Source organism: Streptomyces sp. SA15, from assembly GCF_002291145.1.
GTDB lineage: Bacteria > Actinomycetota > Actinomycetes > Streptomycetales > Streptomycetaceae > Streptomyces.
The window spans coordinates 530,183-541,134 of sequence record NZ_NTGE01000099.1 but is presented as its reverse complement, the minus strand read 5'-3'; the positions used below and the strand labels follow the sequence as shown (position 1 = coordinate 541,134).

The 10,952-nt window shown below is 71.9% G+C and carries 12 protein-coding genes and 1 tRNA gene; 6 read left to right on the top strand and 7 right to left on the bottom strand.

The window, feature by feature from the left end; translation table 11 throughout:
- A partial coding sequence (locus tag CLM62_RS22605) for a DUF3662 domain-containing protein (protein ID WP_143659126.1) occupies nucleotides 1-461 on the bottom strand: 461 nt, incomplete at its 3' end.
- A gap of 522 nt (nucleotides 462-983) precedes the next feature.
- On the opposite strand from CLM62_RS22605, the gene CLM62_RS22600 reads away from it, so the two are divergent.
- The 6 genes from CLM62_RS22600 to CLM62_RS22575 all read left to right on the top strand — a co-directional run bounded on the left by CLM62_RS22600 (nucleotide 984) and on the right by CLM62_RS22575 (nucleotide 5,966).
- Nucleotides 984-1,070: transfer RNA gene (locus tag CLM62_RS22600), tRNA-Leu, on the top strand.
- 242 nt (nucleotides 1,071-1,312) lie between these two features.
- Nucleotides 1,313-2,056, top strand: coding sequence for an rRNA methyltransferase (locus tag CLM62_RS22595; protein ID WP_095751672.1), 744 nt, complete (start codon nucleotides 1,313-1,315; stop codon nucleotides 2,054-2,056).
- A gap of 104 nt (nucleotides 2,057-2,160) precedes the next feature.
- Nucleotides 2,161-3,003: a TrmH family RNA methyltransferase gene (locus CLM62_RS22590; protein ID WP_257004005.1), complete on the top strand. Its 843-nt coding sequence runs from the start codon at nucleotides 2,161-2,163 to the stop codon at nucleotides 3,001-3,003.
- Between the two features lie 117 nt (nucleotides 3,004-3,120).
- On the top strand, nucleotides 3,121-4,572 hold the full coding sequence (locus CLM62_RS22585; RefSeq protein WP_095751670.1) for a DUF2252 domain-containing protein: 1,452 nt from the start codon (nucleotides 3,121-3,123) through the stop codon (nucleotides 4,570-4,572).
- A 124-nt stretch (nucleotides 4,573-4,696) separates the two neighbouring features.
- Nucleotides 4,697-5,539, top strand: a complete 843-nt coding sequence (locus tag CLM62_RS22580; protein WP_373559176.1) for a hypothetical protein — start codon at nucleotides 4,697-4,699, stop codon at nucleotides 5,537-5,539.
- Between the two features lie 97 nt (nucleotides 5,540-5,636).
- Nucleotides 5,637-5,966, top strand: coding sequence for a rhodanese-like domain-containing protein (locus CLM62_RS22575; protein ID WP_095751668.1), 330 nt, complete (start codon nucleotides 5,637-5,639; stop codon nucleotides 5,964-5,966).
- Nucleotides 5,967-6,038: 72 nt separating this feature from the next.
- Here the strand turns inward: CLM62_RS22575 and CLM62_RS22570 are convergent, their stop codons facing one another.
- The 6 genes from CLM62_RS22570 to paaA form a co-directional block, all read right to left on the bottom strand.
- Nucleotides 6,039-7,172, bottom strand: a complete 1,134-nt coding sequence (locus tag CLM62_RS22570; protein ID WP_095751667.1) for an acyl-CoA dehydrogenase family protein — start codon at nucleotides 7,170-7,172, stop codon at nucleotides 6,039-6,041.
- Nucleotides 7,173-7,264: 92 nt separating this feature from the next.
- A complete protein-coding gene (locus CLM62_RS22565) occupies nucleotides 7,265-8,326 on the bottom strand; it encodes a 2Fe-2S iron-sulfur cluster-binding protein (protein ID WP_095751666.1) in 1,062 nt (353 codons plus the stop codon).
- Nucleotides 8,326-8,859, bottom strand: a complete 534-nt coding sequence (gene paaD / locus CLM62_RS22560; protein WP_095751665.1) for a 1,2-phenylacetyl-CoA epoxidase subunit PaaD — start codon at nucleotides 8,857-8,859, stop codon at nucleotides 8,326-8,328. The genes CLM62_RS22565 and paaD overlap by 1 nt, the downstream gene beginning before the upstream one ends.
- Nucleotides 8,853-9,575: a 1,2-phenylacetyl-CoA epoxidase subunit PaaC gene (gene paaC, locus CLM62_RS22555; RefSeq protein ID WP_095751664.1), complete on the bottom strand. Its 723-nt coding sequence runs from the start codon at nucleotides 9,573-9,575 to the stop codon at nucleotides 8,853-8,855. The genes paaD and paaC overlap by 7 nt, the downstream gene beginning before the upstream one ends.
- Entirely contained in the window at nucleotides 9,572-9,859 is a 288-nt protein-coding gene (gene paaB, locus CLM62_RS22550; RefSeq protein ID WP_095751663.1) for a 1,2-phenylacetyl-CoA epoxidase subunit PaaB, read from the bottom strand. The genes paaC and paaB overlap by 4 nt, the downstream gene beginning before the upstream one ends.
- Complete coding sequence (gene paaA, locus CLM62_RS22545) at nucleotides 9,856-10,887, bottom strand: 1,2-phenylacetyl-CoA epoxidase subunit PaaA (protein ID WP_095751662.1); 1,032 nt, start codon at nucleotides 10,885-10,887, stop codon at nucleotides 9,856-9,858. Before paaA ends, paaB begins: the two co-directional genes overlap by 4 nt.
- Nucleotides 10,888-10,952 lie beyond the last annotated feature (65 nt).

Genomic DNA, 10,952 nt, shown 5'->3' with positions numbered 1-10,952 from the left:
CCGTAGCCGCCGGGGGCACCGGGGGCCGCGGAACCCGGACGTCCGGCCGGGGCCGCCGGGGCGGGCGCGGAGGCCTGCTGATTGGTGGAGGAGGCGAGCGTACGGCTGCGCACCCGGTACAGGCCGGTGTCGAGGTCGTCCGCCTTCTCCAGGTTGACCTTGATGGGGCCCATGAAGGTGTAGCGCTGCTGCTTGGCGTAGTCGCGCACCATGCCGGCGAGCTCGTCGCCGAGCTGGCCGGAGTAGGGGCTGAGCCGCTCGAAGTCCGGCGTGCTCAGCTCCACGATGAAGTCATTGGGTACGACCGTCCGGTCGCGGTTCCAGATGGTCGCGTTGTTGTCGCACTCGCGCTGGAGCGCTCCGGCGATCTCCACGGGCTGGACCTCGGACTTGAACACCTTGGCGAAGGTGCCGTTGACCAGACCTTCGAGACGCTGCTCGAACTTCTTCAGGACTCCCATGGGGCACCTCCTCCGTAGCTGCTGCCGTCCTGTGTCCCGCTGAGCGGGCGCTGCCTTGCTTCGTACTGCTGGTACTGCTTACTGATCGTATCCACGCGCCGGTAAATCGGCTGGTTCCCCCTGTCGGCCCGGTCGACGGGTGTCGACGCCTCCGAAGTTCCCTCCGGAGCTCCCCTTCGAACTCCTCTCGCGGACTCGTCCTGCCAAGGATCGTAGAGGCGGCCGCAGACAAGTGTCCCGCACCGGGCTGTGGACCCCGACCGGCTCCTGGGCAGACGGGCCGGACCGGTACGAGGTTGATACGTGAACCGGCACACGTTGATACGTAGCGGGGGGTCCGGCGGGTTGGTCGCAAGGCGGTCGGGTCGGTCCGGCGGGGAGCCGGTCGGGGGAGATGCCGACCGCGCTGGTCGGCGGCTGCCCGGGCGAAAGGGATGTGAATCCACCCCTTCCAGCGTGCTAATGTTCTGGGTGTCGGAGGGCAGCAACCCCAAGGGGTTTGGGCCCGAAGACACACCCAATGCGCGGGTGGCGGAATAGGCAGACGCGCTGGATTCAGGTTCCAGTGCCCGCAAGGGCGTGGGGGTTCAACTCCCCCCTCGCGCACCAGACGGGACGGGCGGCATCGTGATCACGATGCCGTCCGTTCTGCTGTGTGGATCTTTCAACGGTTGATTCACGGTTGATTCTGACGCTTGCGTTCTGTGAGGAACGTCTCAGGCTGTCATACGGTTCGAGAGGGCTGTCATGCGGTCCGGGAGGCCGTCGTCTTACGGTCCGAGAGGCCGCGGTCCGTACGGTCCGAGAGGCCGTCGTCCGTACGGTCCGAGAGGCCCGGGGAGAGGAAGCAGGTGCCCTACCGTCACGCCACGGAGCGGGTGGACAGTACCGACCTCGCCTGCGGAGTGGTCCTGCACTCCGCCCCGGGGTACCCAGCCTTTCCCGTGCGGCTGGCCGTCGAGATCTTTCTGCGGGGCCTGGACCATCTCCCGGACGACGGGCCGGTGACCCTCTGGGACCCCTGCTGCGGCAGCGGTTACCTGGTGACGGTGCTCGGGCTGCTCCAGCGCCGTTCGCTGCGGCGGGTGATTGCCTCCGACGTGGATCCGGAGCCGGTCGGGCTCGCCCGCAAGAACCTGGCCCTGCTCACGCCGGAGGGGCTGGCCGCGCGCGAGCGGGAGCGGCGCGAGCAGAGCGAACGGTTCGCGAAGCCGTCGTACCTGGAGGCGGCCGACGCGGCCCGGCGGCTGCGCGAGCGCCTGACCGCGGACGGCGGCGGACTGCCCTGCACTGTGGAAACGGCGGACGTCTTCGATGCCGAGGCGCTGGCCCGGGTCGTCTCCGGATCGCCGCCCGACCTGGTGGTGACGGACCTGCCGTACGGGGAGCGGACCCAGTGGGCGGGCGAGGTGCCCGGTGAGCCGGTGACGGGGATGCTGCGGTCGCTGGCGTCGGTGCTGCCGCCGCACGCCGTCATCGCCGTGACCGACCGCGCCCGCAAGATCCCCGTCGCACCCGTACGACCGCTGGAACGGCTGAAGATCGGAACGCGCTCGGCGGTGCTGGTCAGGGCTTCGGCGGTGCTGGAGGCCTGACGTTGCCTAACCTTGACCTTGCCTGATCCTGCCTAGCCTTGCCGAACACGGCGGTCCGTTCCAGAGAGGGGCATCCAGTGGGTAGCACGCCCGCGACTCTTCGGGTGAGCACCCGTAACGCCCGCTTCCAGCAGTGGGAGGCGCTCCTCGGCAACCGTACGAAGCGGCAGCGCGCCGGCGAGTTCGTCGTCCAGGGCGTGCGTCCCATCACCCTGGCGCTGGACCACGGCTGGTCGCTGCGCGCCGTCCTGTACGCGGCCGACCGCGAGCTGTCGCAGTGGGCGCAGGAGACGCTGCGCCGCGTCGGCCGGGACGTGCAGCGGGTGAAGATGGACTCCGGTCTGCTGCGCGAGCTGGGCGGGAAGGACGAGGCCACGCCCGAGCTCCTCGTCGTCGCCGAGCTGCCCCCGGACGACCTGGACCGCCTCGCCCCCGAGCCCGACTTCCTGGGCGTGGTCTTCGACCGTCCGACCACACCCGGCAACATCGGGACGCTCATCCGCTCCGCCGACGCGTTCGGGGCGTCGGGGCTCATCGTGTGCGGTCACGCGGCGGACGTGTACGACCCCAAGGCGCTGCGCGCCAGCACGGGGTCGGTCTTCGCGGTGCCGACGGTCAGGGTTCCCGCTCCGCGTACGGTCGCGGACTGGGCCGACGGTCTGCGCGAGGGCGGCCTGCCGGTGCGGATCCTGGGCACCGACGAGCACGGTGAACGGGACGTCACCGAGGTGGACCTGACCGGCCCGGTGCTGCTCGTGATCGGCAACGAGACGTCCGGGATGAGCGCGTCCTGGCGTGCGTTGTGTGACGAGACGGTGCGGATTCCGATCGGGGGTGCGGCCAGTTCCCTGAACGCGGCGGCCGCGGGGACCGTGGCGCTGTATGAGGCGGCCCGTCAGCGGGGATTCAGGGGGTTCAGGGGTGGGGTGGGCGCTGCCGGGCGCTGATGCCCAGCCGCGTTGTCCACAGGCGTGGAGTTGTCCACAGGGCCTGACGCGTTTCCGTGACCGGCTGTACGGTCGGCACGAGTTGATGTTCGTGCGTGTGCGGGGGAGGCGGTCGCAATGGCCGAGGTCAGTGCTGGGACGGCTGCTGAGGCGGCAGCGGAGACGGCGGGGGCGAAGGGCGGCGCTCGCCGGATGCCTCGGGTGCGGGGCTTCGCCGAGTGGCCGACTCGGGGGACGCCCAAGGAGGAGGGCAAGGCACTGCGGCGCCGGGTCCCGCGCGGTGCGCACGCCACCCTCGACCTGGACGGCGGCCGGCCCGACGCGGTGAGCACGGTCGAGGAGTCCAGCCGTGGCCGGATTCCCGAGCTCACGCCGATACGGGTGGGCAGGATGGCGGCCACGCCGCTCGCCTTCCTGCGCGGCGCGGCGGGCCTCATGGCGTACGACCTGGCGCGCACTCCCATGACCAGGATCCGCGCCCAGATCTGCGGCGACGCCCACGCCGCCAACTTCGGCCTGTACGCCGACGCGCGCGGCGGCCTGGTCATCGATCTGAACGACTTCGACGAGACGGTCGACGGCCCCTGGGAGTGGGACCTCAAGCGGCTCGCCGCCTCGCTCGTGCTCGCCGGGCGCGAGGCGGGCGCGGACGAGGACACCTGCCGCAAGGCGGCGCACGACGCGGTGGGCGCCTACCGCCGCACCATGCGGCTGCTCGCCAAGCTGCCGGTCCTCGACGCGTGGAACGCCATCGCGGACGAGGAGCTCGTCTCCCACACCGACGCCCACGACCTGCTCGGCACGCTGGAGCGGGTCTCCGAGAAGGCGCGGGCCAACACCAGCGGGCGCTTCGCGGCGAAGTCGACGGAGCCGACCGAGGACGGCGGGCGCCGCTTCGTCGACGCCCCGCCGGTGCTGCGGCGCGTTCCGGACGCCGAGGCCGCTACGGTGGCCGCGTCCCTGGAGGAGTACCTGACCTCCCTCTCCGAGGACCGCCTTCCGCTGCTGGCCCGCCACTCGGTGCACGACGTGGCGTTCCGCGTCGTCGGCACGGGCAGCGTCGGTACGCGGTCGTACGTCGTGCTGCTCCTGGACCACCGGGGCGAACCGCTCGTCCTCCAGGTCAAGGAGGCCCGGCCCTCGGCGCTGGTGCCGCATCTGGTGAGCGCCGGGTTCGAGGCGCCGGAGGTGGCGCACGAGGGGCGGCGTGTGGTCATGGGTCAGAAGCGCATGCAAGTGGTCAGTGACATCCTCCTGGGCTGGACGTCGGTCGACGGACGGCCCTTCCAGGTACGGCAGTTCCGCAACCGCAAGGGCAGCGTCGACCCCGCGGCCCTGGCCGCCGACCAGATGGACGACTACGGCCGGATGACGGGCGCGCTTCTTGCTCGCGCCCACGCCCACAGTGCCGACCCGCGCCTGATCGCCGGCTACTGCGGCAAGAACGAGGAACTGGACGAGGCGATCGCCACCTTCGCCGTCGCCTACGCCGACCGGACCGAGGCGGACCACGCGGAGCTGCTGGCGGCGGTGCGGGCGGGACGGGTCGCGGCGGAGACGGGGGTGTGACGGGGGTATGGCGGGATGTGAGGGGGAGCCGGGGAGTCCGGGATACGGCAGGTGGGCGCCCGGGTGATCAAGGTGAAGTCGGTGTGCTCGGAGGGCCCCGTCGGTCGTGGCCTACGCTGGTCGGGTGACGACCCCGGAAGCTGAGCAGGGTGGTGTCGCCGGTGAGGGCCGGGTGACGCCACAGGGCGGTGCGCCCCGGCCCGAGGAGCGGCTGGAGCGGGCCGTGCGGGCCGCCGAGCAGGCGCTCATCGAGTACGAGATCGCGGTGGAGACCTTCCGTATCGAGGTCGAGAACTTCGAGCGGCTGCACCACCAGAAGCTGGGCCCGATGTACGCACGGCTCGACGAGCTGGACGCCCGGATCGCCGAGGCCAGGGCCGCCCGCACCGGCGACCCCGAGGACCTGCGCAAGGCGGACGAGGCGCGGGCCCGGGTCATGCCGATGCCCGGCGTCGAGGAGCTGTTCCACGGCTGGATGGACGGCCAGGGACTGTTCCCGGAGGCTGCGGCCATGCTCACCGATCAGCAGGTACGGCCCCCGCAGCGCGTGCGCCCCAGCGACGAGGCCCGCAAGCTCTACCGCGAGCTGGCCCGCAAGGCCCACCCCGACCTGGCGCAGGACGAGTCCGAACGGGGGCGGCGCGAGGAGTTCATCACGCGGGTCAACGGCGCCTACGCCCGTGGCGACGAGGCGCTGCTTCGGGAGCTGGCCGAGGAGTGGGCCGCCGGGCCGAAGCCCCCTGAGCAGGGGCCGACGCCCAGCGAGGAGCTCTACGCCCGCCTCGAATGGCTCGCACAGCGCAAGGAACTGCTCAGCGTCGTCGCCCGGGAACTGGAGGAGAGCGCGATCGGCTCGATGCTCCGGATGGCCCCGGACGACCCCGACCGTCTCCTGGACGAGGTCGCCGAACAGCTTCTGGCCCAGCTCGCCGAGCGCGAGGCGGAGCTGGCGGAGCTGCTCGGGTAGCCGGTCAGGCCGGGTCGGCCGGGCTGGTCGGCAGGGCTGGTCGGGCTGGTCGGCCGTTGTGTCGGGTAGCGTCGGGGACATGCAATTCGGAGCTGGTGTGCCCACGGTCGAGGTCACGGACCTCAAGGACGGCGACTTCCTGCTGGACGTCCGGGAGGACGACGAGTGGCAGGCGGGTCACGCCGCAGGGGCGCTGCACATTCCCATCAGTGAGTTCGTTGCCCGGTACGGCGAGCTGACCGAGGCGGCGCCGCGGGACGGGCGGGTCCATGTGATCTGCCGATCCGGCGGGCGTTCGGCCCAGGTCGCGATGTACCTCGTCCAGCAGGGCGTCGACGCCGTGAACGTCGACGGCGGCATGCAGGTCTGGGCGGCCGCGGGCCGTCCTGTCGTGACCGACGCGGGAGAGCCGGGGCACGTTCTCTAGGGCCCCAGCCAAGGGGGCCTCCTACAGGGGCCCAGCCAAGGAGTGCCTCCGGCCCTCGCCGCCGCCGGGCGGTCAGCCGAGCGGATGGGCCGCCAGCAGGTCGCCCAGGGTCTCCTCGTGGGCCGCCGCCGGGCCCAGGGACAGTTCCAGGTGCTTGGCCCAGGCGTGGTACCGGTGCAGGGGATACTCGACGTCGGCGCCGAACCCGCCGTGCAGATGCTGCGCCGTCTGCACGACCCGCCGTACACCTTCCGAGGCCCAGATCTTGGCGACGGCGACATCACCGGAGGCGGGCAGCGCGCCCTGGGCTCCCGAGCCGCTCCGCCACGCGGCCTGCCAGAGCGTGGCCTCCATGGCCCGCAGGTCGATATAGCGGTCGGCGGCCTGGACGGCGACGGCCTGGAAGGTGGCGACCGGGAAGCCGAACTGCTCCCGCTTGCTGGTGTATTCGCTGGTCATCCGCAGGACCCGCTCACCGAGACCGAGCGCCAGCGCACAGGTGCCGGTGGTCAGCAGATCGCGCAGCCACTCCCACGCGCCGCCGGCGTCGATGACGTCCCGGTCCGCGATCCGTACGCCGTCCAGGCGCAGTTCGCCGAGGCGCTCGCCGGTGGTGGAGATCTGCTCGGCGAGCTCGACCCCCGTGTGGGTCCGGGGGACCAGGGCGAGCAGGGTCCGGTCGGCGGCCGTGTGCGCGGGTACGACCACGAAGTCGGCGTTGTGCGCCCAGGGAACCGCCGTCTGCACCCCGTCCAGCACCCACGCGTCCCCCTCCTGCCGTGCGGTCACGGCGAGTTCGGCGGGATCGTGGCCGGTGCGGCCGCTCGCGGCGACGGTCAGCACGACCTCCCCCCGGCCCGCCCGCGCCAGCAGAGCCGACTTCAGCTCCTCCCCGCCGAAGGTCTGTACGGCGGCCAGGGCCGCGCTGCTCTCCAGCAGCGGCACCCGCGCCAGCACCCTCGCCGCCTCGCGCAGCACCAGGCACAGCGCGATGGCGTCCAGGCCCGCCCCGCCGTACTCCGGGGCCGACAGCAGGCCCAGCAGGTCCGCGTCGGCGAGCTTGGCCCACAGCGCACGGTCGAAGTCGTCGGCGACGGCGCCCGCGGTGAGGGCCGGACTGGGCACCGCGTCGGGGACGACTCCGGCGAACACCCCCCGCGCCGCCTCGGCCGCCGCCTGCTGCTCCTCGGTGAAGGTGAAGTCCACGGTCCCTGCCCTCCCGGCGGGTCAGCTGATCTGACGGACCGTCAAGATAGAACAGGTTCTAGAAGAAGGGAACGGGAACGGGCTGGTGACGTTCACCTGTCGAAGTCCAGCTCCACCTTCTCCGTCACCGGATGCGACTGGCACGCCAGCACATACCCCTCCTCCGTCTCCTCCGGCTCCAGCGCGAAGTTGCGGTCCATCCGCACCTCACCGGAGACCAGGAAGGCACGGCAGGTCCCGCACACCCCGCCCTTGCAGGCGTAGGGCGCGTCGGGCCGGTTGCGCAGCACCGTCTCCAGCAGCGACTCGCCGTCCTGGACGGGCCAGCTGCCGCCCCGGCCGTCCAGCCGCGCGGTCACCGTGCTGTGCGCGGGCGCGGGGGTGCCGGCTGTGGGGGCGACGGTGTCCACGTGGAAGATCTCCTCGTGGATGCGCGTGCGAGCGACCCCCAGCTTCCGTAGTGCCCTTTCCGCCCCCTGCACCAGCCCGAACGGCCCGCACAGGAACCATCCCGCCACCCGCTCCACCGGCAGCAGCGCCGGCAGCAGCCCGGTCAGCCGCTCCTGGTCGAGCCGCCCGGACGGCAGCCCCGCCTGCTGTTCCTCCCGGGACAGCACCGTCACCAGCTGCAGCCGCTCCGGGTAGCGGTCCTTCAGGTCGGCGACCTCCTCCAGGAACATCGTCGACGCCGACGTACGGTCGCTGCGCACCAGACAGAACCGGGCCTGCGGTTCCCGCGCCAGCAGCGTCGCCACGATCGACAGCACCGGGGTGATGCCGCTGCCGCCGACGATCGCGGCGTACAGGCCGGGCGCGGGGTCGAGGGTGAAGCGTCCGGCCGGCGTCATCACCTCCAGCTCGTCGCCGACGTTGATCTCCTTGAGCGCGTAGGCCGAGAAGGCCCCGCCTTCCACCAGCCGCACTCCGACGCGCAGGGCGCGGGGCCCTTCGGCGTCCGGTGCCGGGGCCGGGGAGCAGATCGAGTACGTGCGCCGTATCTCCGCGCCGTCCACCCTGCGCCGCAGGGCGAGGTGCTGGCCCGGGGCGTGCCGGTACTCCTCGCGCAGCTCCGGGGGCACAGTGAGGGTCAGGGCCACGGAGTCGTCGGTGAGCCGGTCGACCGCGGCCACGGGGAGCGTGTGGAAGCGGGCCATCACAACTCCTTGAAGTGGTCGAACGGTTCACGGCACGCCAGGCACCGCCGCAGCGCCTTGCACGCGGTGGAGGAGAAACGGCTGAGCAGCTCGGTGTCGGCGGACCCGCAGTGCGGGCAGCGGATGGGTTCCGGGTCCGGCTCCGCGGCGAGGGTGCGGGTCGGTCCGAGTCGCAGGGCGACCGGTCCGGACCCAGGCCCCACGCGCGGCGGGGCGATGCCGAACTCCCGCAGCTTGCGTCGCCCTTCGTCCGTGATGTCGTCCGTCGACCAGGCGGGCGTGAGCACCGTGCGCACGGTGACCTCCCGCATGCCGCGGGCGTGCAGCGCGCGCTCTATGTCCAGGGACATCGCCTCGACGGCCGGGCAGCCGGTGTACGTCGGGGTCAGCTCGACCTCCACCGAGTCGGCGCCGCTGACGTGCACGGCCCGCAGCACGCCCAGCTCCCGCAGGGTGAGCACGGGCAGTTCGGGGTCGGGCACCGAACCGGCGACCTCCAGGAGCTCCGCCTCCAGCGGGGTGGTCGTCACCATGACGCCCCCGGGTGGCTGCGGTGCAGATGCTGCATCTCGGCGAGCATCAGCCCGAAGGGTTCGGTGTGCAGGCCCTGGCGGCCCGCGCCGGCCGTCCACGCCCCGGACCGCGGGCCCTCGGGGACCGTCAGGGTGGCGCGGCGCAGGATGTCCCCGACGGACTCCAGCCAGGCCGACTCCATCCCCGGCAGGTCCGCCTCCAGCCCCTGTACGGGCTGGAACATCTCTGCGGTGAACCGCCACAGCGCCTCGCACGCCCGCTGCATCCGCTCATGGCCGATGTCCGTGCCGTCGCCGAGCCGCAGGGTCCACTGCTCGGCGTGGTCGCGGTGGTAGGCGACCTCCTTGACGGCCTTCGCGGCGAGCGGGGCGAAGGGGCCGTCGCCGGCCGCCAGCTCGGCGTACAGCAGGTGCTGGTAGGTGGAGAAGTACAGCTGGCGGGCGATGGTGTGGGCGAAGTCGCCGTTCGGCTGTTCCACCAGCTGGAGGTTGGTGAAGGCGCGTTCCTCGCGCAGGTATGCCAGTTCGTCCTCGTCGCCGACCAGCGACAGCAGCACGCGGGCCTGGCCCAGCAGGTCCAGCGCGATGTTGGCGAGGGCGACCTCCTCCTCCAGCACGGGGGCGTGGCCCGCCCACTCGCCGAGGCGGTGGGAGAGCACCAGGGCGTCGTCGCCGAGGGCGAGGGCGGCCGTCGTGGGAACGGTCGTGGTCGTCACAGGTGCTTCACCCCCTCCGGGATCTCGTAGAACGTCGGGTGGCGGTAGGGCTTGTCGGCGGCCGGTTCGAAGAACGGGTCCTTCTCGTCGGGCGAGGAGGCCGTGATCGCGGACGAGGGGACGACCCAGATCGAGACGCCCTCGCCACGCCGGGTGTACAGGTCGCGGGCGTTGCGCAGGGCGAACTCCGCGTCCGGCGCGTGCAGGCTGCCGGCGTGGGTGTGGGCGAGGCCTCGGCGGGAGCGCACGAAGACCTCCCACAGGGGCCAGTCGGTGTTCGTCATGCTCGCGGCGCTCCTGTCTCGGTGGTCCCGTTCGTACGCTTGGCCGCGTAGGCCGCGGCCGACTCCCGTACCCAGGCGCCCTCCTCGTGGGCCTGCCTGCGCTGCGTGATCCGCTGTTCGTTGCACGGGCCGTTGCCCTTGAGGACGTCCCAGAACTCCGTCCAGTCGATCGGGCCGAAGTCGTGGTGCCCGCGCTCCTCGTTCCACTTCAGGTCCGGGTCCGGGAGGGTGAGGCCGAGGGACTCGGCCTGGGGGACGCAGATGTCGACGAAGCGCTGGCGCAGCTCGTCGTTCGAATGCCGCTTGATCTTCCACGCCATCGACTGCGCGGAGTGCGCGGACTCGTCGTCGGGCGGACCGAACATCATCAGGGACGGCCACCACCAGCGGTTCACCGCGTCCTGCGCCATCGCGTGCTGCTCCGGGGTGCCGCGGCTGAGGGCCAGCAGCAGCTCGTACCCCTGGCGCTGGTGGAAGGACTCCTCCTTGCAGATGCGGACCATCGCGCGCGCGTACGGGCCGTACGAACAGCGGCACAGGGGGACCTGGTTGGTGATCGCGGCGCCGTCCACCAGCCATCCGATCGCGCCGACGTCCGCCCAGGTCAGCGTGGGGTAGTTGAAGATCGAGGAGTACTTCTGGCGGCCGGTGTGGAGCTTGTCGAGCAGTTCGTCGCGGCTGGTGCCGAGGGTCTCGGCGGCGCTGTAGAGATACAGGCCGTGCCCGGCCTCGTCCTGGACCTTGGCCATCAGGATCGCCTTGCGGCGCAGTGAGGGGGCGCGCGTGATCCAGTTCGCCTCCGGCTGCATGCCGATGATCTCGGAGTGGGCGTGCTGGGCGATCTGCCGGACGAGGGTCGCGCGGTAGGCGTCGGGCATCCAGTCGCGCGGCTCGATGCGCTCGTCGGCGGCAACGGCGGAGTCGAAGGCGCGCTCGTAGGCGGCGGTGTCGCCGACGGTGCTGTCGGCGCCGTCCCGTGCCTCGTCCGCCTGTGTGCGGGCCGTGTCGTGCGCGGCTGCTGTCGCCATGAGATCCCCTCGACCTGGGCTCTGCCGGAGCTTGCTCCCGACCGATCGTTCGGTTCGTGCGATTC